Origin of the sequence: Xanthobacter variabilis (assembly GCF_043831965.2) — a bacterium.
Taxonomy (GTDB): Bacteria; Pseudomonadota; Alphaproteobacteria; order Rhizobiales; family Xanthobacteraceae; genus Xanthobacter.
On the sequence record NZ_CM195533.1, the window covers coordinates 71,381 to 92,597 of the forward strand.

20 protein-coding genes and 1 pseudogene are annotated in these 21,217 nt (G+C 66.9%); 13 read left to right on the forward strand and 8 right to left on the reverse strand.

Going from position 1 to position 21,217, the window contains the following annotated elements; all coding sequences use genetic code 11:
• The first annotated feature begins 172 nt into the window (after positions 1–172).
• The 7 genes from V5F26_RS00315 (at position 173) to V5F26_RS00345 (ending at position 6,979) form a co-directional block, all read left to right on the forward strand.
• Positions 173–1,171, forward strand: coding sequence for a sulfate ABC transporter substrate-binding protein (locus V5F26_RS00315; RefSeq protein ID WP_234051288.1), 999 nt, complete (start codon positions 173–175; stop codon positions 1,169–1,171).
• A gap of 251 nt (positions 1,172–1,422) precedes the next feature.
• A complete protein-coding gene (locus V5F26_RS00320; protein WP_234050886.1) occupies positions 1,423–1,779 on the forward strand; it encodes a (2Fe-2S) ferredoxin domain-containing protein in 357 nt (118 codons plus the stop codon).
• Between the two features lie 386 nt (positions 1,780–2,165).
• Positions 2,166–3,407, forward strand: coding sequence for a bifunctional glutamate N-acetyltransferase/amino-acid acetyltransferase ArgJ (argJ, locus tag V5F26_RS00325; RefSeq protein ID WP_234050887.1), 1,242 nt, complete (start codon positions 2,166–2,168; stop codon positions 3,405–3,407).
• Complete coding sequence (mutT, locus tag V5F26_RS00330) at positions 3,404–3,808, forward strand: 8-oxo-dGTP diphosphatase MutT (protein WP_234050888.1); 405 nt, start codon at positions 3,404–3,406, stop codon at positions 3,806–3,808. Before argJ ends, mutT begins: the two co-directional genes overlap by 4 nt.
• A 453-nt stretch (positions 3,809–4,261) precedes the next feature.
• On the forward strand, positions 4,262–5,137 hold the full coding sequence (gene yddG / locus V5F26_RS00335; protein WP_394946643.1) for an aromatic amino acid exporter YddG: 876 nt from the start codon (positions 4,262–4,264) through the stop codon (positions 5,135–5,137).
• Positions 5,138–5,314: 177 nt separating this feature from the next.
• Positions 5,315–6,427: a 3-isopropylmalate dehydrogenase gene (gene leuB, locus V5F26_RS00340; protein WP_234050890.1), complete on the forward strand. Its 1,113-nt coding sequence runs from the start codon at positions 5,315–5,317 to the stop codon at positions 6,425–6,427.
• Positions 6,428–6,559: 132 nt separating this feature from the next.
• Positions 6,560–6,979, forward strand: a complete 420-nt coding sequence (locus V5F26_RS00345) for a hypothetical protein (RefSeq protein WP_394946644.1) — start codon at positions 6,560–6,562, stop codon at positions 6,977–6,979.
• Between the two features lie 130 nt (positions 6,980–7,109).
• On the opposite strand, the gene V5F26_RS00350 is transcribed toward V5F26_RS00345, so the two are convergent.
• On the reverse strand, positions 7,110–8,030 hold the full coding sequence (locus V5F26_RS00350; protein ID WP_234050892.1) for a peptidylprolyl isomerase: 921 nt from the start codon (positions 8,028–8,030) through the stop codon (positions 7,110–7,112).
• 264 nt (positions 8,031–8,294) lie between these two features.
• Between V5F26_RS00350 and rpmF the strand changes: the two genes are divergently transcribed.
• Positions 8,295–8,480: a 50S ribosomal protein L32 gene (gene rpmF, locus V5F26_RS00355; RefSeq protein ID WP_234050893.1), complete on the forward strand. Its 186-nt coding sequence runs from the start codon at positions 8,295–8,297 to the stop codon at positions 8,478–8,480.
• A gap of 673 nt (positions 8,481–9,153) precedes the next feature.
• Positions 9,154–9,558, forward strand: a complete 405-nt coding sequence (locus V5F26_RS00360; protein WP_394056277.1) for a hypothetical protein — start codon at positions 9,154–9,156, stop codon at positions 9,556–9,558.
• A gap of 384 nt (positions 9,559–9,942) precedes the next feature.
• On the opposite strand, the pseudogene phaR reads toward V5F26_RS00360, so the two are convergent.
• Positions 9,943–10,554, reverse strand: a pseudogene (phaR, locus tag V5F26_RS00365) (polyhydroxyalkanoate synthesis repressor PhaR); the annotation flags it as partial.
• Positions 10,555–10,867: 313 nt separating this feature from the next.
• Here phaR and V5F26_RS00370 point away from each other — a divergent pair.
• Entirely contained in the window at positions 10,868–12,046 is a 1,179-nt protein-coding gene (locus V5F26_RS00370; protein ID WP_234050895.1) for an acetyl-CoA C-acetyltransferase, read from the forward strand.
• A gap of 160 nt (positions 12,047–12,206) precedes the next feature.
• Positions 12,207–12,929, forward strand: coding sequence for an acetoacetyl-CoA reductase (gene phbB, locus V5F26_RS00375; RefSeq protein WP_394056275.1), 723 nt, complete (start codon positions 12,207–12,209; stop codon positions 12,927–12,929).
• Positions 12,930–13,009: 80 nt separating this feature from the next.
• Here phbB and V5F26_RS00380 read toward each other — a convergent pair whose 3' ends face one another.
• The 3 genes from V5F26_RS00380 to V5F26_RS00390 form a co-directional block, all read right to left on the reverse strand.
• Complete coding sequence (locus tag V5F26_RS00380) at positions 13,010–13,471, reverse strand: acyl-CoA thioesterase (RefSeq protein ID WP_394056273.1); 462 nt, start codon at positions 13,469–13,471, stop codon at positions 13,010–13,012.
• Between the two features lie 125 nt (positions 13,472–13,596).
• Positions 13,597–14,757 carry an iron-containing alcohol dehydrogenase gene (locus V5F26_RS00385; RefSeq protein WP_394946645.1) on the reverse strand — a complete coding sequence of 387 codons (1,161 nt, stop codon included), beginning with the start codon at positions 14,755–14,757 and terminating at the stop codon, positions 13,597–13,599.
• Positions 14,758–14,864: 107 nt separating this feature from the next.
• A complete protein-coding gene (locus tag V5F26_RS00390; RefSeq protein WP_394946646.1) occupies positions 14,865–15,773 on the reverse strand; it encodes a methyltransferase domain-containing protein in 909 nt (302 codons plus the stop codon).
• Between the two features lie 96 nt (positions 15,774–15,869).
• On the opposite strand from V5F26_RS00390, the gene V5F26_RS00395 reads away from it, so the two are divergent.
• Positions 15,870–16,349 (forward strand): MarR family winged helix-turn-helix transcriptional regulator, encoded by a 480-nt coding sequence (locus V5F26_RS00395; protein WP_394056268.1) that lies wholly within the window; start codon positions 15,870–15,872, stop codon positions 16,347–16,349.
• Positions 16,346–16,789, forward strand: a complete 444-nt coding sequence (locus V5F26_RS00400) for a hypothetical protein (protein ID WP_394056267.1) — start codon at positions 16,346–16,348, stop codon at positions 16,787–16,789. Before V5F26_RS00395 ends, V5F26_RS00400 begins: the two co-directional genes overlap by 4 nt.
• A 484-nt stretch (positions 16,790–17,273) precedes the next feature.
• Here the strand turns inward: V5F26_RS00400 and V5F26_RS00405 are convergent, their stop codons facing one another.
• From V5F26_RS00405 to V5F26_RS00415, 3 genes are all read right to left on the reverse strand, one after another.
• Entirely contained in the window at positions 17,274–19,028 is a 1,755-nt protein-coding gene (locus tag V5F26_RS00405) for an ABC transporter ATP-binding protein/permease (protein WP_394056265.1), read from the reverse strand.
• Between the two features lie 273 nt (positions 19,029–19,301).
• Positions 19,302–19,514, reverse strand: a complete 213-nt coding sequence (locus tag V5F26_RS00410) for an alkylphosphonate utilization protein (protein ID WP_394056409.1) — start codon at positions 19,512–19,514, stop codon at positions 19,302–19,304.
• Positions 19,515–19,528: 14 nt separating this feature from the next.
• Positions 19,529–21,157, reverse strand: coding sequence for an acyl-CoA synthetase (locus tag V5F26_RS00415; protein WP_394056263.1), 1,629 nt, complete (start codon positions 21,155–21,157; stop codon positions 19,529–19,531).
• Positions 21,158–21,217: the final 60 nt, after the last annotated feature.

The window sequence follows — 21,217 nt, forward strand, 5'->3', positions numbered from 1 at the left end:
ACCCACACACCTATTTCACGTATATTATTGGTATATATTTTCAGTTCACATGCATTTTCTGACATGATATCGATTGAAAAAGTGGAATGTGATTTCGCACGTATTTTTGAGTGAAAAGGAGCCCCAGATGATCCACCGCCGCACCTTCCTCGCCTCGGTGCTGTCCGGCGCCATGGGAGCGGCCATCGCGGGCAGCGTGGGTCCGGGTTTTGCCCAGTCGGCACAGCCGGCCAGTGGCCCGGACTCCATCCTCAACGTCTCGTACGACATCGCGCGGGAGCTCTTCGCCGCCGAGAACGCCTTGTTCGTGCCCCTGTGGAAGGACAAGACCGGCCAGCAGCTGACCGTGAACCAGAGCCACGCCGGCTCCTCCCGCCAGGCTCGCGCGATTCTCGAAGGCCTTGAAGCGGATGTGGTGACCTTCAACCAGGTGACCGACGTGGAGGTGCTGGCCAAGGCCGGCTTCGTCGCCAAGGACTGGCAGAAGAAGTTCCCCAACAACGCCTCGCCCTATTATTCTTTCCCCTCTTTCCTGGTGCGCGACGGCAACCCCAAGGGCATCAAGGACTGGTCTGATCTGGTCCGTGAGGATGTGAAGGTCATTTTCCCGAATCCGAAGACCTCCGGCAACGCGCGCTATACCTATCTTGCGGCCTATGCCTATGCGCTGGAGAAGAATAACGGCGATACGGCCAAGGCCGATGCCTTCGTGAAGGCCCTGCTGGCCAATGTTCCGGTGTTCGACACCGGCGGCCGTGGCGCAACCACCACCTTCGTGGAGCGGGAAACCGGCGATGTTCTGGTGACCTTCGAGGCGGAGACCCGCGCCATCCAGAACCTCTACCCGGACCGCAAGCTGGTGACCGTCACCCCCTCGGTGAGCCTGCTCGCGGAATTCCCGGTGGCCGTGGTCGACAAGGTGGTGGACAAGCGCGGCTCGCGCCCCGCCGCCACCGCCTATCTGGAGTTCCTCTACTCCCCCGCCGGCCAGGAGGTGGCCGCCAAGGCTTTCCACCGCGTGGTGAATCCCGAGGTCGCCGCCAAGTACAAGGACCAGTTCCCGCCGGTGCGGCTGGTGAAGGTGGAGGACGTGTTCGGCGGCTGGAGCAAGGCCCAGGCCGATCACTTCGCCTCAGGCGGCAAGCTGGATGAGGTGTTCGTTGGGCGCTGACCCCCGCGGCAGCTCGCGACACGTGACGGCCGGGCCAACGCCCGGCCGTTCGCGTCTTGGGGGGGTGGGATCTGGCACAACGCGACAACCAGCCTGTCGCACTTCCTCCAGCCCCTGTTCCGCAAGGCCAGAAAGAGCAAGCGGAAGCATTGAGCAAAGCGTTGGAAAATTTGATGTATCTCAATTTTTAGATCCAGCGGCACGGATTTTGAATGGCTCCAGGCTCCGCGTCCTCAATCCAAAGAGCCGCCATGTCCGATGTTGCCGAAAGCGTTGAAGCCCTGGAGATTCCCCAGGTCTACACGCACCATGTCTTCTGCTGCTTCACCCAGCGCCCGCCGCAGCATCCGCGCGGCTCCTGCGGCGCCAATGGCGCCCAGCCGCTGTGGGACCGCCTGGGCAAGAAGCTGGAGGCCTCCGGCCGGCGCGACATCGCCATGACCGCCTCGGGCTGCCTGAGCTTCTGCTCGGCGGGGCCCATCATGGTCGTCTATCCCCAGGGGATCTGGTACACGCCCAAGACCCCCGAGGACATCGACGAGATCGTCGAATCCCACCTGCTGGGCGGCAAGCCCGTGGAGCGGCTCATCATCGTCCCGCGCATCTAGAACGCTTCCGAGCGAAGGGGGCGCCGGTACGCGTGAATGAAACGCGTACAAACAAAAACAGACGGCTTCAGTGCCACCCGGAAAAGCTGAAGCCGTCCGGCCGCCAACCCCGCCACGACCGCTTAGCAGCCCCCCGGCCCGGCGCTGCAGAGCCGACGAAAAACCGCGCCGCGACAACCCGCGCGCGTGTCGACGCATATCATACCCCCGCCCATCCCCCTTGCCAGCACCCGCCGCCTGCGGCACACGAAGAGCGCCGCGGGTGCCGGCCGGCCGAAAGGCGCAAAGCCGCATCCCGGTTCCAGGGCTCAGGCCCAAACTGATCTGAGGAGACCGCCCCGATCCGCCGGCTCGGCGGGGGACGGGCCTCTTGCGGGGATCGCTCCATGTCGTCGTCCATCTCGCCTCTCGCGCCCCAGTTCGTGCCCCAGCTTCTGCCCGTGCCCGGCGTGGTCTTCACCACGGCGGCGGCCGGCATCCGCTATCAGGGGCGCACCGACGTGCTGCTCATGTCGTTCGTGCCGGGCACCACGGTGGCCGGCGTCACCACCCGTTCCCTGTGCCCCTCGGCGCCGGTGGAGTGGTGCCGCGACCTGCTGAAGAAGGGCAAGGCGCGCGCGCTGGTGGTGAATTCGGGCAATGCCAACGCCTTCACCGGCAAGCTGGGCCGCGAGGCCACCAAGCTCACCGCGGAAATCGCGGCGGTGAAGCTGGGCTGCAAGACCAATGAGGTGTTCCTGGCGTCCACCGGCGTCATCGGCGAGCCGCTGGACGCCACCAAGTTCGAGCCCGCCTTGACCGAGGCCGCCGGCCGGCTGGTGGACTTCCCCTGGATGGACGCCGCCCGCGCCATCATGACCACCGACACCTTCCCCAAGCTGGCCACCGCCGAGGTGCTGCTGGATGACGTGCCGGTGCGCATCAACGGCATTGCCAAGGGCGCCGGCATGATCGCGCCGGACATGGCCACCATGCTCTCTTTCGTCTTCACCGACGCGCCCATCGCCGCCGACGTGCTGCAGAAGCTGCTGTCCAAGGGCGTGAAGGACAGCTTCAACGCGGTCACGGTGGATGGCGACACCTCCACCTCCGACACCCTGCTACTGTTCGCCACCGGCATGGCGGAGGAGCGCGGTGCGCCGCGCATCAAGGATATCGACGATCCGCGCCTGAAGGCCTTCCGCCGCGCCTTGTTCGACCTCTTGGGCGACTTGGCCGAGCAGGTGGCCCGCGATGGCGAAGGCGCCCGCAAGCTGCTGCGGGTGCAGGTGAATGGCGCCGTCTCCAAGAAGTCGGCGCGGCGCATCGCCATGTCCATCGCCAATTCGCCTTTGGTGAAGACCGCGGTGGCCGGCGAGGACGCCAATTGGGGCCGCGTGGTGATGGCCGTGGGCAAGGCCGGCGAGCCCGCCGAGCGCGACCTGCTCACCATCTCCTTCGGCGACAATCGTGTTGCCCATGAGGGCGCGCGCGACCCCGATTATGACGAGGCCGTGGTGTCGCAATACATGAAGAATCCGGTGATCGACCTCACCGTGGACATCGGCCTCGGCCGTGGCTCCGACCGGGTTCTCACCTGCGACCTCACCAAGGAATATGTCGCCATCAACGGGGACTATCGCTCGTGAAGATCACCCTGGTGGTGGCCTGCGCCCTCATCGACGCCGACAACCGGGTGCTGGTGGCCCAGCGCCCGGAAGGCAAGTCGCTGGCGGGCCTGTGGGAGTTTCCCGGCGGCAAGATCGAACCCGGCGAGCGGCCCGAGCAGACGCTCATCCGCGAGCTGGACGAAGAGCTCGGCATCACGGTGAAGGAGGCCTGCCTTGCCCCTCTCACCTTCGCCAGCCACTCCTATCCGGATTTCCACCTGCTGATGCCCCTGTGGATCTGCCGGCGCTGGGAAGGCCCGGTGCTCCGCAAGGAGCACCAGGACCTCAAATGGGTACGCCCCGGCAAGCTGCGCGAGCTGGCCATGCCCCCGGCCGACGAGCCGCTGATTCCGCCGCTCATCGATCTGCTGGGGCCCTGAAGCGTCTCCTTCGCCGGAGGCAGATCCCGCAGAACGGAAACGGGGAAGCGCAGCCTCCGGGTATGGAGCGCGCGCTGCCGCCCCGACACCGCCGCCCCTCCGGCAGGCGGGATTGGCGACCGGCGAGGAAGAGGTATCATACGCAAGAGCGCGCTCCTCTCCGGCGCGCGCCCTTCCCCGCTTGCGGAGGAGGGTTGGGGGCAAGGATGCAAGAAGTCCGAAATGCTGCACCGGGGCGAAAGGCACAGCCTCAAACGGCCATCGCTCCTCTGAGGCACCCCTTCGACCCGGCTCGCACCGCCTCATCCCTTACCCACACGCGGGAGATGAAGGGCACCGGCCGCCGCGCCGTTGCCGCGTGAATATCGGTTGATCCGGGCATTCGAGCATCCCACACCATGAACACGCCCCCGCCGCGGGCGAGCCGCCCGCCACGAACCTGCCGAGCCTGACATGCCGCCCGCCACCGCCACCCGCATCGGTCTTGTCGCTATCGCACTGTGGGCGACGCTGGCGCTGTTCACGGCCGCCACCGGGCAGGTGCCCGCCTTCCTGCTCACCGCCCTCACCTTCGGCATTGGCGGGCTGGTGGGGCTGGGGGCGGCCATCGCCGGGCCAGGGCTGAAGGTGCTGGCGCAGCGACCCATGGCCTATGTGCACGGGGTGGGCGGGCTGTTCGGCTACCACTTCCTGTACTTCGCGGCGCTGAAGCTGGCGCCGCCGGCGGAAGCGGGCCTCATCAATTATCTCTGGCCGCTGCTCATCGTGCTGCTCTCGGCTACCCTGCCCGGGGGCGGCCTCACCCGAGCCCATGTGCTGGGAGCCGGCATGGGCTTTGCCGGAACGGTGGTGCTGCTGGTGGGCAAAGGCGGCTTCTCCGGCATCGAGGCGCGCTTTGTGCCGGGCTATCTGGCGGCGTTCGCCTGCGCCTTCATCTGGGCCATCTATTCGGTGGCCTCCCGCCGCTTCGCCGACGTGCCTACCCACGCGGTGGCGGGCTTCTGCCTGGTCACTGCGCTGCTGGCCGGCCTGTGCCACCTGGCGTGGGAGGAAACCATCTGGCCGGCCGACGCGCTGCAATGGGGCGCGGTGATCGCCCTCGGCGTGGGGCCGGTGGGCCTTGCCTTCTATGCCTGGGACATCGGCATGAAGAAGGGAGATGTGCAGCTTCTCGGGGTCGCCTCCTATGCGGCGCCGGTGCTCTCCACCCTGCTGCTGGTGGCGGGCGGCTTTGCCGCGCCCACCGCCTCGCTCGCGCTCGCCTGCGCGCTCATCGTGGGGGGCGCCGTGGTGGCGACGCGCCGGCGCCGGCGCCGGAAGGCAAGCTGATTGTCCGCGCGCCATCGCCCGCCCCATGGGGAGCCGCCCGGCCCGGCGACGCCTTGCGCTCCCACCGCTAAAGTCCTAGCACTCCGGCCGGTTCTCCCCGGGCGAAGAGCCGCCGCGGCGCCCTGGCGCGTCCGGTTTCCGGCGTCTCTCGCCTGCAACAGCTGAAGGAAACATCCCATGGCCACCCACAAGCTTCTCCTTCTCGCCGGCGACGGCATCGGCCCCGAGGTGATGGCCGAGGTGAAGCGCGTCATCGCCTGGCTGGAGCGCGAAGGCCTCGCCTCGTTCGCCATCGAGGAAGACTTGGTGGGCGGCAGCGCCTATGACGCCCACAAGGTGGCCATCACCGACGCCGCCATGGATCGCGCCAAGGCGGCGGACGCGGTGCTGCTCGCGGCCGTGGGCGGCCCCAAGTGGGCCAATGTTCCCTATGAGGCGCGCCCTGAAGCCGGCCTGCTGCGCCTGCGCAAGGATCTCGGCCTGTTCGCCAATCTGCGCCCGGCCATCTGCTATCCGGCGCTCGCCGACGCCTCCTCGCTGAAGCGCGACGTGGTCGAAGGCCTCGACATCCTGATTGTGCGCGAGCTGACCGGCGGCGTCTATTTCGGCGAGCCCAAGACCATCACCGATCTCGGTAATGGCCAGAAGCGCGCCATCGACACCCAGGTCTATGACACCTACGAAATCGACCGCATCGCCCGCGTCGCCTTCGACCTCGCCCGCACCCGCCGCAACAAGGTGACTTCCTCGGAGAAGCACAATGTGATGCGCACCGGCGTACTGTGGAAGGAAGTGGTCACAAAGGTGCACGACGCCGATTACAAGGACGTGGAGCTGGAGCACAACCTGGCCGATTCGCTCGCCATGCAGCTGGTGCGCTGGCCCAAGCAGTTCGACGTGATCGTCACCGACAACCTGTTCGGCGACGTGCTGTCGGACATCGCCGCCATGCTCACCGGTTCGCTGGGCATGCTGCCCTCCGCCTCCCTGGGCGCGGTGGACGCCGCCACCGGCAAGCGCTCGGCCATGTATGAGCCGGTGCATGGCTCGGCCCCCGACATCGCCGGCAAGGGCATCGCCAACCCCATCGCCATGATCGGCTCGCTGGCCATGGCGATGCGCTACTCCTTCAACCAGGGCGATGTGGCCGACCGGATCGAGGCCGCCATTTCCGGCGTGCTCGACGCCGGCAAGCGCACCGCCGATATCCGCACCCCGGGCGCCGACGTGATCTCCACCCAGGGCATGGGCGAAGCCATCATCGCCGAGCTGGACGCCGCCCGCGCCTGATCGCCGCTTTCGCGTGGCGGGCCGCCTGCGTGCCCGCCACGCCCTTTCCCGCCCATGGCGCGCGCCTTACACTGACCGGGTTTCAGATGCGGTTCGCCGCTTATGTTTCTGGTCTTTGTCGAAGGAGCCGTCATGGCCCGTTCCCTTACCGCGTTTCTGCGCCGCGCCGATGTGCCCGCGCGCGATGCCCTGCAGCCGGCGCTCGACGCGCTGAAGCTCAAGCTTACCCTTGATGACGGCTATGTGCCGCTGAAGTCCTCCGGCTACCTGCCCTGCACCCTGGACGGGGAGGATGCCGGCTTCACCATCCGCTTCCATGATGTGGATGCCGACCTTGAAGCCCTGCCGAACCTGAAAGCCGCCTTGGACGGCCGGGACGTGGCCGTGGACTTCAAATGGAGCGGCGACGTCCGGGAAAAGGTCAGTGCCCTGGGCGTATGCGCCGCCCTGGCGAAAAGCTTCGACGCGCTGGTGCATGATTCTGCGGAAGACAAGCTGCTCACCGCCACCGCCCTCGCCTCCCAGGCCCGCGAGGAACTGGAAGCCATGTGACGCATGCGGAAGGCGGGAGCAGTCCCGCTTTCCCAAACCCCGGCGCGTGAGCGAACCAAGCCCCAACTTCGCGGGGCGCGACCCCAAACAAAAAGAGGCGCCGAAGCGCCTCTTTCCGGTGAGCGGGAGCTCAGTTCTTCGCCGGAGCGGCGGGCGCCGGGGTAGCCGCCGGAGCGGGCGTGCCGGCGGCGGGGGCCGCCTTGTCCACCTTGGCCTCGCTGCGCAGCTTGGTGACGAGATCGGCCTGGGCCTTGCGGGTCAGATACTGCTCAAGCTGCGGCTCCACCTGCTCATAGGTGGGCACCGGCTTGGTGCGCTTGTCCTCGATCTTGATGACGTGCCAGCCAAACTGGCTCTTCACCGGATCGGAGACCTGCCCCTTGTCGAGCTTGAAGGCGGCGTCGGCGAACTCCGGCACCATCTGGTCCTTCGTGAAATAGCCGAGGTCGCCGCCATCGTCGGCGCCATCCTTGGAATATTCCTTGGCGAGCTTGGCGAAGTCCTCGCCGGCCTTGGCCTTCTTGGCGATTTCCTTGGCCTTGGCCTCGTCATCCACAAGAATATGGCGGGCGTGGACCTCCTCCTCGGCGGAAGAAGACTTCACGAACTCGTCATAGGTCTTGTGCTTCAGCTCGTCGGACAGCGCCTTCTTGGCCTCCTGGGTCATCAGCGCTTCCATGAGGGCCTTGGCGCGCAGATAATCCAGGCGCTCCTTGAAGGCCGGGGTCTGGTCCAGCTTCTGCGCCTCGGCGGCCTGGGCCAGCAGCGTCATGTCCGTCAGGAAGGAGAGCACATAGTCCTGGCGCGCCGGGCCCTGGATCTGGGGCGGCAGGCCGGGGCCAATATCCTCAGCGGCGATCGCCACTTCGCTGGCGCGGATAGGCGTGCCATTGACGGTCACCAGCACCGGGTCGGCATCCGCCTTCGCGGCCGGAGCCGGGGCAGCCGCCGGAGCCGCCGACTGGGCGAAAACCGGACCGGAAAGGGAAACGAAAGCGACGGACGAGGCAAGGGCAGCCGCAAGGGCCGCGGTGTGGACGGAACGCTTCATGGGTCCGGTTTCCTCGGGGATTGGGGTGCACCCCATAACGGCGCGCACCCTTGCTCAGCTCTCCTTGACTGGCAAGTAGGCATTGTTGAGGCGCCTCCTTGAAGGATGCGTGACCACAAAGCCTCTCGCCGGGGGCTTCCGCTCCGGCTCAAGAGCCTGTATAAGGCGCGCCTTCAGATAAGAAGAGGTTTCGCAGAGGCTCGCGCGAACCGCCGCAGTGGGCGAGACCTGTCTTAGGATGTCTCGTCTTCAGGAGTTTGGACAATGGCCGTCCCCAAGAGAAAAACCTCGCCGTCCCGCCGCGGCATGCGCCGCTCGGCCGACGCGCTGAAGCAGCCCACGTATGTGGAAGACAAGGATTCCGGCGAGCTGCGCCGTCCCCACCACATCGACCTCAAGACCGGCATGTACAAGGGCCGGCAGATCCTGAAGCCCAAGGCGGAAGCCTGAGCTTAAGAGGTCTGATACCGCAGGTCCGGCGGCCGCCTGAACAGAGCCGCCGCCGAACCTTCCTGCGGTCTTGAGCCAGGCATGCCCGCGGACCTCCCGTGGGCATGCGAAAAATTCCCTATGTGGCGCCCCGGCGCCGTCAGAAGGCGCCGACAGCGCAGCGCACCACGCCATCGCAGAGAATCGGCTTCCGAGCTCGCATGGTTGGACATGGTGCCCCTGTCGCCCATCGCCCCCCCTAAATTCCGCTCCGCACACCGGCCTGCCCCGTCGGGCGGCGCCATTGCTCATTCCGCGGCCACGCTGCAGCCAACGCGCACGGGATCGGCTGGGTTAAGGCGTGAGTGCGACCGCATCCGCCCCACTCGAGCGGTATCGACCGCGGGCCATGGCGTGCCGCCGGCCTCCCAAGACATCTTGCCCCCAGCGCAGGGGCTCTCCTGCCGCCCGCCCAACGCGGCTGGCCAAACGCCTCGCAAGCGGACCGGAGCATGCGCGGCCGGGCGGAACACGGCCTTCCCTTCCGCTGAAAACGTCACATGGACGAAAGAAGAATTCCCGAGCGTCCCGCGGCAACCGAACGGTGACATTCGGCGGGGCAATGTGCCTGTCGATTCAAGCCTCGCGCGATGCGTGCGCACACGCATCGCCGCTCCTGCCCAAAGGAAGTCCCATGCTGACGCCGGTGCCGCTGCTGATCATCCCTTTGGCGCTGTTCAACATCGTCGCGTTTCTCACGCCCAGCCTCGACTGGAGCTCGCCCCTTGCCCTCATCTCCATGCTCTCGGGCGCACAGTGGAAGATCACGCTGGCGGAAGCCTTCATCGCCGTGTGCCTGCTCTTCCTCTTTTTCGAAATCCTGAAGTCCACCCGCATCAGCTCCCGCTCGCTCGTGGACCACATGCTTTCAATCCTGCTGTTCGTGGTGAGTTTGGCGGAATTCCTGCTGGTGCCGCAGGCGGGCAATTCCGTCTTCGCCCTGCTGCTGTGCGTGATGCTGCTGGACGTGGTGGCCGGCTTCTCGGTGTCCATCCGCGTGGCACAGCGCGACTTCGCCGTGCGCCCCGACGCGAACTGACGCGAATCGCCGAAGCCTGCCCAGCGGCACAGCGCACGCCGGAGCTGCTCTGCAGCCTTTCAGCGGATGCGGGGGAACACCAAACAACGGCCGGAGCCCACGCCCAGCCGCAGCGTTCCTGCAGGCGTTCCCGGGCCAAAAACACAAACGGCCCATTCCGCGACAGACGGAATGGGCCGTGAGGAAAAGAATCAGGCGAAGGCCAGAAGCCCCCCTGCCGCGCGGCAGAATGCGCCCTCAGTTATTGCCGCCGAAGCCACCATTGGAGTTGCTGTCGTCCGGCCCAGGCTGCGACGGCGTGACATCCGGCGAAGGCTGCGGCGCCGAATACGGCTCGCTGGCAACCGGCGGGACCACCGGCGGCGCCGGAGGCTCGGCCGGGCGCTGGGAGAGCTGCGCCAGCTTCGCCTGCATTTCCGCCATCTGCTGCTTCAGCGCGTCAAGCTCGCCCGGCCCGCCGGGAGCGGCGGCCGGCATGCCCGGCGCCGGAGGCGCGCCCGCGGGCGATTCGACAGCCCCGCCCTCACCCTCTTCCCCCTCTTCGGTCTTGGGAAAGGGCAAGAACATGTGGAAAGCGCGCTCGAACATTTCCATGTTGCGCCGCACATGATCGTCGAGGCCGGAGAAGCCGCCGCCGGTCAACGTCTTGGTGACGTGATCGCGAAACTTCTCCTGGTCCTTGGTGAAGCTGTCGATGGAAGCTTCGAGATAGCGCGGCACCAGCATCTGCATGCTGTCGCCGTAGAAACGGATGATCTGGCGCAGGAAGGCGATGGGGAGAAGGTTCTGCCCCTTATTCTCCTGCTCGAAGATGATCTGCGTCAGGACCGAGTGAGTAATATCGTCGCCGTTCTTGGCGTCATAGACGATGAAATCCTCGCCGTCCTTCACCATGTTAGCGAGGTCTTCAAGCGTCACATAGGTGCTCGTGCCCGTGTTATACAGGCGACGGTTGGCGTATTTCTTGATGGTGACTGGCTCTTGTGATTTTGCCATTGTCCGGTCATCCAATCTCCTTGGGGGTGTTGCCACGTTAGGGCGTTTCGACCCACATAGCTACCAAATTATGTGCACCGCGCGCACCAACCGTGCAATGCAACCATCCAGTCGCCGGCCGGGCAAAATGGAGACGGCTCAAAGGTGGATCATCAGCCGGAGGTCGCACTTGTCAGCCTCCCGCCGGCCATGACATGGATTCGCAATATGACATGGGTCATTGACACAAAGTCGTGGCCGATCTCGATATAATGCCGGCATTCAAAAGCGGCGCAAAGCCGCCCCCGCCTGTTCCAAGTCCCAGGAGAAGATCATGAAGGACGAGGTCGTCATCGTCGCTGCGGCGCGTACCCCCGTAGGCTCGTTCAACGGCGGTCTGGCTCCGCTGCCCGCGCATGAGCTCGGCGCCATCGTCGTCAAGGCGGCGCTGGAGCGGGCGGGTGTTCCGGCCACTGCCGTCAGCGAAGTCATCCTCGGGCAGGTGCTCACCGCCGCCCAGGGCCAGAACCCGGCCCGCCAGGCCTCCATCAAGGCCGGCCTGCCGATCGAGAGCCCGGCCTGGACCGTGAATCAGGTGTGCGGTTCCGGCCTGCGCACTGTCGCGCTCGGCGCCCAGGCCATCGCCAATGGCGACAGCGACGTGGTGGTGGCCGGCGGCCACGAATCCATGAGCCAGTCGGTGCACGCCGCGCACCTGCGCAACGGCCAGCGCATGGGCAACCTGGAATTCGTCGACACCATGATCAAGGACGGCCTGTGGGATGCCTTCAACGGCTACCACATGGGCATGACCGCCGAGAACGTGGCCCGGCAGTTCCAGATCACCCGCGCCGAGCAGGACGAGTTTGCCGTTGCTTCCCAGAACAAGGCGGAAGCTGCCCAGAAGGCCGGCAAGTTCAAGGATGAAATCGTCCCCGTCACCATTTCCACCCGCAAGGGCGACGTGGTGGTCTCCGAGGACGAATACATTCGCCACGGCGCCACCATCGACGCCATGACGAAGCTGAAGCCCGCCTTCGCCAAGGATGGCACCGTCACCGCCGGCAACGCCTCCGGCATCAATGACGGCGCCGCCGCCGTGGTGCTCATGAGCGCCGCCAAGGCCAAGGCCGAGGGCAAGACCCCGCTGGCGCGCATCGTGTCCTGGGCCCAGGCCGGCGTTGACCCGTCGATCATGGGCACCGGCCCCATCCCGGCTTCCAAGCTGGCGCTGGAGAAGGCCGGCTGGACCCCCGCCGACCTCGACCTGATCGAGGCCAATGAGGCGTTCGCCGCCCAGGCCATCGCGGTCAACAAGGGCCTCGGCTGGGACACCTCCAAGGTGAACGTGAACGGCGGCGCCATCGCCATCGGCCACCCCATCGGCGCCTCGGGCACCCGCATTCTGGTGACCCTCCTGCATGAAATGCAGAAGCGCGATGCGAAAAAGGGCCTTGCCACCCTGTGCATCGGCGGCGGCATGGGCATTGCCATGTGCGTCGAGCGGGATTGATTCGTCACCGCCCTGTCAAAATACGGGCCGCGACTTTTGATCGCGGCCCGAGACACTCGCAACCTTTCCCACAAATACCTAGACACAAACGGAGCGTGGCTCGATCCGCTTCGGAATGTTTGATTTAGTCTTGGTCGAGCCAACATGTATGGAGGGAACTATGGCGCGCGTCGCATTGGTTACGGGTGGCACTCGCGGAATTGGCGAGGCTATTTCGGTCGCGCTCAAGGCTGCCGGCTTCACGGTTGCCGCCAACTATGCCGGCAATGACGAGGCCGCAAAGGCCTTCACCGAGAAGACCGGCATCCCCAACTTCAAGTGGGACGTCTCCAATTTCGACGCCTGCAAGGACGGCATCGCCAAGGTCGAGGCCGAGGTCGGTCCGGTCGACGTGCTGGTGAACAATGCCGGCATCACCCGGGACGCGCCCTTGCACAAGATGTCGCTGGAGCAGTGGAACGCGGTGATCAACACCAACCTGTCCAGCTCCTTCAACATGTCCCGCAACGTGATCGAGGGCATGCGCACGCGCGGCTTCGGCCGCATCGTCTGCATCTCGTCCATCAACGGGCAGAAGGGCCAGTTCGGCCAGACCAACTATTCCGCCGCCAAGGCCGGCGAGATCGGCTTCGTGAAAGCCCTGGCCCAGGAGAGCGCGAAGCACGGCATCACCGTCAACGCCATCGCGCCCGGCTATATCGGCACGGAGATGGTGCGCGCGGTGCCTGCTGAGATCCTCGCCAAGATCGTGGCCACCATCCCGGTGGGCCGCCTGGGCGAGCCGGAAGACATCGCCCGCGGCGTGGTGTTCCTGGCCTCCGATGACGCCTCGTTCATCACCGGCTCGACACTCACCATCAACGGCGCCCAGTACATCTGCTGATCTCGCGCCATCGCGCTCGAAGCCGGCCCGTTCGCGCGGGCCGGCTTTTTTGTGCCGAATCGCAGCCTGCGGCCGATCCCTCAAGCGAGCGGCTGGAGCACCCGCCGCACGGCGTCGGGAATCGCCACCGGCCGCTGGCTGGCCCGGTCCACATAGACGTGGACGAAATGGCCCTGGGCGGCAGCCTGCTCGTCCTCGCCCTGAAACAGCGCGATCTGGTAGCGCACCGAGGAGGAGCCGAGCTTGGCCACCCGCATGGCCGCCTGCACGGGCGCCGGGAAGGTCAGCGAGCGGAAATAGGTGCAGCGGGTCTCCACCACCAGGCCGATGATGGGGCTCGACTGCGGATCCAGCACCCCGTGGGCGATCAGGTGTTCGTTCACCACAGTATCGAAGTAGGAATAATAGACCACGTTGTTCACGTGGCCGTAGACATCCACATCCGCCCATCGGGTCGAGAGGGTGAGAACGTGGGGAAAATCCTTAAGCAAGACGGGCTCTTCCCGTCCTGAAGGTTTCGCCGTCGCGTCGGTGCCACTCATCTGTGTCCTTCCCCCGTTCCAGGGCCCCCGCCGGGCGCCCGTACAGAGCGCATCTTGCGAAAATCCATCGCCCGATGCGGCCTGACCTTTCATTTTGCGGGCTTCAGCGCCGCTGGCCGGCGCATCTATCCCCAGGCGGCCTTGTAGATCGCAATAATATCCTGCGCCAACAGGGGGCGCGGATTGTTGGCGAGAAGGCGCGTCTGGCGCTGCGCCGCCGCCGCGAGGCCCGCGAGATCCGTTTGCGGAATGCCCGCCTCCTTCAGGCTTTCCGGCAGCCCGATCAAAGAGAGAAAGCGCCCCAGCCGGGCGGCGAACGCATCCGCCCGCACCGCCGAATCGCCCACATCCGGCGCTTCGGGAAACAGCCGATCGAGCAGCCCGGCATAGGCATGGCCCGCCACCGGCGTGTTGAAGCGCACCACATGGGGCAGAAGCAACGCCGTGGCGAGGCCCGAGGGCAGGCCGTGGCGCACGCAGAGGGGATAGGCCAGCGCGTGGGCGGCGCCCACGGGGGCGTTGGCGAACGCCTGCCCCACCATCAGCGAGGCGGACAGCAGGGCCTGGCGCGCCCGCCGATCCGTTCCGTCCTGAACCGTCAGGGGCAGCGACCACGCCAGCAGGCCCAGCCCGCCTTCCGCCAGGGACTGGGAGAGGGGATTGGCATTGGCGTTGGCGGAGGTGAAGGCCTCCACCGCCAGCGCCACGGCGCCGGCACCCGCCGCCGCGGTCTCGGCCAGCGGCGCGGTAAGGGTGAGATCCACGTCCAGCAAGGCCGAATCGGCGATGAGGCAGGAGGCGATGACAGACTTTTTCTCCCCGCCGGCCACCACCACCGCCAGCGGCGTCACCTCCGCGCCGCTGCCGGCAAGGGTGGGGATGAGGATGAGCGGCAGCCGCGGGCCCGTGGCCAGGCCGGTGCCATAGATCTCCGGAAGAGCATCGTGGCCGGTGGCAAGCAACGCGGCAAGCTTGGCCACGTCCAGGGCCGAACCTCCGCCAAGCCCCAGCACGCCATGCGCCCCCATCTCCACGGCGGCGGCGGCGGCGGCCATGACGGTTTCTTCCGATGGGTCGCGCGGCACCTCCTGGAACACGCGATGCGCGACGCCCGCGGCCCGCAGCGCCTCAAGCACGATGGCAAGACCACCCGCCCGCGCCACACCGGCATCGGTCACCACCAGCACGCGCTCCACGCCCGCAGCGCGGAACTGCTCGCCCACCTGGCCCGAGGCACCGGCGGCGCAGACGATGCGCGCGGGCGTGTTGAAGACGAATCCGGCCATGCGCTTCCCCGCCATCGCTTCCAACACAGGCCGGTGATGCTGCCGGTTTACCGCCGGGCGTCAAGGCTGTAGCGCCGCCGTGCCGATCAGAACCTCGGCACCGGCGGTCAGGGCGCGCCGTCTTCCGGGGTGGGAATCGGCCCGTGGCTAGCCCCGAGGGCGGCAGCAAGGCTCATCTTGGCGGAGCCGGGGGCGAGCGGTTTCTGCTGGCTTTCGTGGGGCGCCCAGCCGGAAAGCCACACAATGTCGAACGTCACCCGCAGCCGCCCGTCCGGATCGGCGAAACGCTCGGCATAGACCTCCGCGGCCCGCAACAGCGTGTCGCGCCGCAGGGGCACGCGCCGACGCTCGGCGAGCGCATTGGCCGCGCCCATGCGGCGCAGCTCCGAGAACAGGGTGAAAGGCGAGCCATAGCGCACCACGATGCGGTCCGTGTCCGCCACCGGCAAGGCGAATCCCGCCCGCTGCAGCAGGCCGCCCAGGTCGCGCACATCCACGAACGGCGCGACGCGGGGCGAAATGCCCCCGGTGGTCTCGCTTTCGGCAATGGTGAAGGCCTGCCGCAGCTCCGTCAGGCTGGAGCCGCCCACAAAACCGGCAAGAAACAGCCCATCGGGCTTGAGAGCCCGCCGCACCTGGGTGAGCACGCCCGGCAGATCATTGACCCCCTGCAAGGCCAGCGCAGACACCACCAGGTCGAGCGAGCCGGGCGCGAAGGGCAACGCCTCCTCGTCCGCCACCACCGCATCGCGGCGCTGCCCCAGTCCCTCGGCCAGGGGCGCGGCGGTGAACAGCCGGACGATGGCCGGATGCCCCGCCAGCGCACGGGCCACGGCATCGGTGGGGGTGCCGAGATCAAGCGCGGTGGCGAAATGGCGTTTCACCGCGCCCAGCCTGTCGGCCAGATCCTCCGCCACGCGATCGAGCAGGAAGGTCTCCGCACCGAGCCGGCCGGCGCGGGCGAGCCGGCGGCGCTGAAGGGCGCGATCGAACACGAGGGGCGGGGTCTGGCTCATGGCCCGGATATAGGCCCTTCCCCGGCCGGATGCACGCTGGCGATGTTCCGCGGCACATTTGACAGTGCACTGTCGTTTTGACATTATGCTGTCATTATGAATGCCGATTTCGATCCCTTCCTGCACCCCACGAGCCGCCTGGCCCTGGAGGTGTTCCGCCTCAACGGGGCGCTGATCGCGGCGGGAGACATGCTGGTGGAGCCGCTGGGTCTCACCAGCGCCCGCTGGCAGGTACTGGGCGCGATCACCCAGGCCGAGGGCGGGCTGCCCACCGCCGGCATCGCCCGCGCGATGGGCCTCACCCGCCAATCCGTGCAGCGGGTGGTCGACGATCTCGCCCGGCTCGGCTTGGTGCGGTTCGCCCCCAATCCCCATCACAAGCGGGCCAAGCTGGTTCAGCTCACGCCCGAGGGCCGCATGGCCTTCGCCGCCGCCAGCACCCGCTGGGCGCCCCTGGCCGAGGCCCTTGCCACCGCCGTCACTGTCCCGGCGCTGGACGAGGCGGCGCAGCTGCTTCACCGGCTCTCCACCGCCCTCGCCGCGCTGACCGCGCCATCATCCGAGGACACGCCATGATCCGCCGCCTGCACCCCCTGGCCGGGGGCATCGCCTTTCTGACCATCCTGCTGTTCTGGAGCTCCACCATAGCGGCTGAGGCCTTCGGGGATGGGGCGCTGGTGGCGCGGGTGAAGACGGCCATCCTGTGGGGAATGGCGGTGCTGGTGCCGGCCATGGTGCTGGTGGGCGCCACCGGCTTTCGGCTGGGCGGACACTCGCGCGAGCCACGCATCGCCGCCAAGCGGCGGCGGATGCCCGTCATCGCCCTCAATGGGCTGTGCGTGCTGGTACCCTGCGCCGTGTTCCTCCAGGCCCGCGCGGCGGCCGGCGCATTCGACACCACCTTCATGGCCGTCCAGGCGCTGGAGCTCGCCGCCGGCGCGCTCAACATCACCCTGATGGCCCTCTCCATGCGCGACGGACTGGCCCTGGCCCGCCGCCATCCGACCAGGGCCTGAGTGGGCGCGGGGAGCACCCGGCCCGCGCATGACCGCCCGAGGTGGAACAGTTTCGCGTGACGCAACCGCGTAAGGGCCGTCGCGGATCGCTCGACACGCGGGAGACACGGGCTGGCCCGGCGCCCACTCCCGCAGTCGTTCAGGGGGCGCAAGCGGCGGGACCGCCTCTGAGGCGCCACAGCTGACGGTTCACCGCAGAGAAGCTTCCGACGCGCTGCCCCTTACCTCATTGCCGGCCGCGCATTCAGGATGTCTTGCCCCCTCCCCCGCCCTCCCCCGCCCTCCCCCGCCCTCCCCCGCAAGCGGGAGAGCGAAGAGCACCATAAGGAACACATTGCGGGTGGGGCTTGGCTCCTCCACGCGCGAAAACCCTTCCGAGTGAAGTGGGGGCCGGTTCGCGCGGACAGGAAACACGCGAAAACGAAAGAATGGACTGTTCCAGTGTTTCCGCGAAAAACTGAAACAGTCCAAAAGCCGATGGGTGCTAGACCGGCTGCAGGCGGGGCGCGGTCGCCGGCTTCAGGGTGCGCGGGGCCGTCTCGCCATCGAGGTGCAACACGCGGTCGTGCAGGTCCACCAGGGTCGAGCGATGGCCGATGGAAATGAAGGTGGCCTTGGGCAGAGCCGTCCGCAGCAGGCGATAGAGCATCGCCTCGGAGGCCTCGTCGAGGGCGGAGGTGGCCTCGTCCAGCAGCAGCACGTCCGGCTTTTCCACCAGCGCGCGGGCGATGGAAAGCCGCTGCTGCTCGCCCAGCGAGAGCATGTGCGGCCACAGCCCGTCCTCGTCCAGGCGCTCCACGAGGCCGGCGAGCCCCACCGCCTGCAGCACCTCCACCGCCTTTTCGCGCGGCAGGCTGTCGGCGGAAGCGGGATAGGCCAAGGCGGCATCGAGCCGGCCCACCGGCACATAGGGCTTCTGCGGCAGCACCATCACCTTCTGCCCGGCGGTGCGGGCGATGCGGCCGGCCCCGTGGGGCCAGATGCCGGCGATGGCACGCAGCAGCGTGCTCTTGCCCGAGCCGGACGGCCCGGTGATCAGCACGCATTCCCCATGATCGATGGTGAGCTCGTCGGTGGCCACCAGCGGCGCGCCGCCGGGCAGCCGCACCTCAACCCCCGACAGGCCGAGCGCGGGGCCCTCCCCATGGGTCGGCGCCTCGAAGGCGGGACGTTCCGCCTGGGCCCGCGCCCGCGCGATGGAGGCCTCGAAACCGGTGAGGCGCTGCACCACCGAAACCCACTCGGCCAGCGACACATAGCTCGACACGAAGAAGGAGAAGGAGCCCTGCACCGAGCCGAAGGCGGAGGCCGTCTGCATCAATTGGCCGAGCTGGATCTGGCCGGTGAAATAAGCCGGCGCCACCACCACATAGGGAAAGATGGTGGAGATCTGATTATAGCCGGCGGTGAACCAGGTGAGCCGCTTCTGCGCCTTCATCAGATCGAAGAAATTGCCCCACACGCGGGAGAAGCGGCCTTCCAGCTTCCGGTCCTCGGCCTTCTCGCCATGCAGGAGCGCGATCTGCTCGCCATTCTCGCGCACACGCACCAGGTCCACGCGGAAGTCGGCCTCGTAGCGCTGCTGGTCATAGTTCAGGCGCACCAGGGGCCGGCCGATGAGATGGGCGAGCCACGTGCCCGCCGCTGCATAGATGAGCGCCGCCCAGAACAGATAGCCCGGCACCGACAGAGCGTGGCCGAACAGGCTGAAGGCCAGCGGCCCCGAGAGATTCCAAAGGATCACCGAGAACGAGACCAGCGACACCACCGTTCCCAGGAGCCCGATGCCGACCCCGATGGTGCGCCCCACGAACAGCTGCACGTCCTCGGCGATGCGCTGGTCCGGATTGTCCGCCGCGTCGCCCGACAGGCGCAGGCGGTAATGCACATCGTCGGTCAGCCAAGCGTCGAGATAGCGCTTCGTGAGCCAGCGGCGCCAGCGGATCTCCAGCCACTGCTTGAGATAGAGCTGATACACCGCGACGACGATGGCGCCCACCGCGATGAGGCAGAAGATCAGAAGCTGCTTCTGGAATTCGGCGAAGTTCTTGTCCTGGATGGCGTTGTAGAAGGCGACGTTCCACTCGTTGAGGATCACGGTGGCGCCAACCCAGGCCAGCTCCAGCGCGACCACCGCCGCCAAAAGGCCGATGGCCACCCAGCGTTCCTCGCTTCGGAAATAGGGCACCGCAAGGCGGCGGATGTCGCCGAGAAGGGACAGAAGGGCGCGCACCGGCATCGTCTCCGCAAAAGATCCGTCCGCCCTTGTGGCGCCAGGAACCTGACCGCACCATGGCGGCCACATGAACGATTGGAAAGGTGGCGCAGGGGAAGCGGGAATGCGCCCGGGCGTCGCCACGCGGGCGGGCGACATGAAAATGCCCGGGACCAGCCCGGGCATGATCTTGGAACCATCGGATCAAGCATGCGCCCCGCAGGGCGCTCTCGCCAACGCCGGCGCGGCGCCTGGGCGAACCCTGTCGGCCCTGGTCACAGACCGGGGCCGAGGGTCTCACGCCTTCTTCACGAACTCCGTGCGCAGCACCAGGCCCTTCACCTTCTCGACCTTGCAGTCGATCTCGTCCGGGTCACCGGTAAGGCGGATGCCCTTCACAAGGGTGCCGCGCTTCAAGGTGACGGAGGTGCCCTTCACCTTGAGATCCTTGATGAGGGTCACGTTGTCGCCGTCCTTCAGGATGGCGCCGTTGGCGTCCTTGGTCTCCACGTCAGACATCCCCGTCACACCTCCTTGGCCAGTTCGCGCAGGCGGAACTTCTGGATCTTGCCGGTCGAGGTCTTCGGAATCGGCTCGAACACGATGTGGCGCGGGCACTTGTAGCCGGCGAGGTGGGTCTTGCAGTGGGCCATCAGCTCCTCGGCGGTGGCGCTCATGCCGTCGCGCAGCTCCACGAAAGCCACCGGGGTCTCACCCCACTTCTCGTCCGGCCGGGCCACCACCGCGGCGGCGCTCACCGCCGGGTGCTTGTAAAGGGCGTCCTCCACCTCGATGGACGAGATGTTCTCGCCGCCGGAAATGATGATGTCCTTCGAGCGGTCCTTGAGCTGGATATAGCCATCGGGATGCTTCACCCCGAGATCGCCCGAATGGAACCAGCCGCCGGCAAAGGCATTGTCGGTGGCGGTGGGGTTCTTGAGATAGCCCTTCATCACCGTGTTGCCGCGGAACATCACCTCGCCCATGGTCTCGCCATCGGCCGGCACGGACTCCATGGTCTCCGGATTCTTCACGTCCAAGGCTTCGAGCGCCGCATAGCGCACGCCCTGGCGGGCCTTCTTCACGGCGCGCTCGTCGGCCGGCAGGCTATCCCATTCGGAATGCCAGTCGTTCACCACCGAGGGGCCATAGACTTCGGTGAGGCCGTAGACGTGCACCACATTGAAGCCGGCGTCCTGCATGGCGGCCAGCACCGCTTCCGGCGGCGGGGCGGCGGCGGTGATGAACTCCACCTTGCCCGGCAGGGCCCGCTTGTCCGCCTCGGGGGCGCCGAGCAGGGTCGACATCACGATGGGCGCGCCGCACATGTGGGTGACGCCATAATCGGCGATGGCATCAAACATGGCCTTGGCGCGCACCTGGCGCAGGCACACATGGGTGCCCGACACCAGAGTGATGGACCAGGGGAAGCACCAGCCATTGCAGTGGAACATGGGCAGGGTCCACAGATAGACCGGATGCTTGCCCAGGGAGCAGGTCACCGCATTGCCCACCGCCAGCAGGTGCGCGCCGCGATGGTGATAGACGACGCCCTTGGGGTCGCCCGTGGTGCCGGAGGTATAATTGAGGGCAATGGCGTCCCACTCGTCGTCCGGGCCCTTCCAGGCGAATTCCGGATCGCCGGTCTCAAGGAACGCCTCATATTCCATGCTGCCGATGCGGTCGCCCTTGCCGGCATATTCCGGGTCGTCATAGTCGATGACGATAGGCTTGCGCACGGCCATGGCGAGGGCCGCCTTCATCACCGGCGAGAATTCGCGATCGGTGATGAGCACCTTGGCCTCGCCATGGTCGATGGTGAAGGCGAGGATGGCCGCGTCGAGGCGGGTGTTGAGGGAGTTCAGCACGGCGCCGGTCATGGGCACGCCGTAGTGGGCCTCCAGCATGGCGGGAGTGTTGGTGAGCATCACCGCCACGGTGTCGTTCTTGCCCACGCCCAGCTTCGTCAGGGCCGAGGCGAGGCGCCGGCTGCGGGCGTAGAAATCACGATAGTTCCGGCGCAGCGCGCCATGGATGATGGCGGTATGATCCGGAAACACCTTGGCGGCGCGTTCCAGGAAGCCGATCGGGGTCAGAGGCTGGTAATTGGCCTGATTGCGGTCAAGATGCAGGTCATAGATGCTACCCGCCATGGTATCCCCCTTGAAATCCTTGTCCGCCTCCGGCCGCCTTTCCACTTCCGGTCAAGCGGC

Bases quoted from the DNA above. Each gene is read 5' to 3' on its own strand.
- V5F26_RS00315 (WP_234051288.1), top strand. From the start codon at position 173: ATGGGAGCGGCCATCGCGGGCAGCGTGGGTCCGGGTTTTGCCCAGTCG.
- V5F26_RS00320 (WP_234050886.1), top strand. From the start codon at position 1,423: ATGTCCGATGTTGCCGAAAGCGTTGAAGCCCTGGAGATTCCCCAGGTC.
- argJ (WP_234050887.1), top strand. From the start codon at position 2,166: ATGTCGTCGTCCATCTCGCCTCTCGCGCCCCAGTTCGTGCCCCAGCTT.
- yddG (WP_394946643.1), top strand. From the start codon at position 4,262: ATGCCGCCCGCCACCGCCACCCGCATCGGTCTTGTCGCTATCGCACTG.
- leuB (WP_234050890.1), top strand. From the start codon at position 5,315: ATGGCCACCCACAAGCTTCTCCTTCTCGCCGGCGACGGCATCGGCCCC.
- V5F26_RS00345 (WP_394946644.1), top strand. From the start codon at position 6,560: ATGGCCCGTTCCCTTACCGCGTTTCTGCGCCGCGCCGATGTGCCCGCG.
- V5F26_RS00350 (WP_234050892.1), bottom strand. From the start codon at position 8,030: ATGAAGCGTTCCGTCCACACCGCGGCCCTTGCGGCTGCCCTTGCCTCG.
- rpmF (WP_234050893.1), top strand. From the start codon at position 8,295: ATGGCCGTCCCCAAGAGAAAAACCTCGCCGTCCCGCCGCGGCATGCGC.
- V5F26_RS00360 (WP_394056277.1), top strand. From the start codon at position 9,154: ATGCTGACGCCGGTGCCGCTGCTGATCATCCCTTTGGCGCTGTTCAAC.
- V5F26_RS00370 (WP_234050895.1), top strand. From the start codon at position 10,868: ATGAAGGACGAGGTCGTCATCGTCGCTGCGGCGCGTACCCCCGTAGGC.
- phbB (WP_394056275.1), top strand. From the start codon at position 12,207: ATGGCGCGCGTCGCATTGGTTACGGGTGGCACTCGCGGAATTGGCGAG.
- V5F26_RS00380 (WP_394056273.1), bottom strand. From the start codon at position 13,471: ATGAGTGGCACCGACGCGACGGCGAAACCTTCAGGACGGGAAGAGCCC.
- V5F26_RS00385 (WP_394946645.1), bottom strand. From the start codon at position 14,757: ATGGCCGGATTCGTCTTCAACACGCCCGCGCGCATCGTCTGCGCCGCC.
- V5F26_RS00390 (WP_394946646.1), bottom strand. From the start codon at position 15,773: ATGAGCCAGACCCCGCCCCTCGTGTTCGATCGCGCCCTTCAGCGCCGC.
- V5F26_RS00395 (WP_394056268.1), top strand. From the start codon at position 15,870: ATGAATGCCGATTTCGATCCCTTCCTGCACCCCACGAGCCGCCTGGCC.
- V5F26_RS00400 (WP_394056267.1), top strand. From the start codon at position 16,346: ATGATCCGCCGCCTGCACCCCCTGGCCGGGGGCATCGCCTTTCTGACC.
- V5F26_RS00405 (WP_394056265.1), bottom strand. From the start codon at position 19,028: ATGCCGGTGCGCGCCCTTCTGTCCCTTCTCGGCGACATCCGCCGCCTT.
- V5F26_RS00415 (WP_394056263.1), bottom strand. From the start codon at position 21,157: ATGGCGGGTAGCATCTATGACCTGCATCTTGACCGCAATCAGGCCAAT.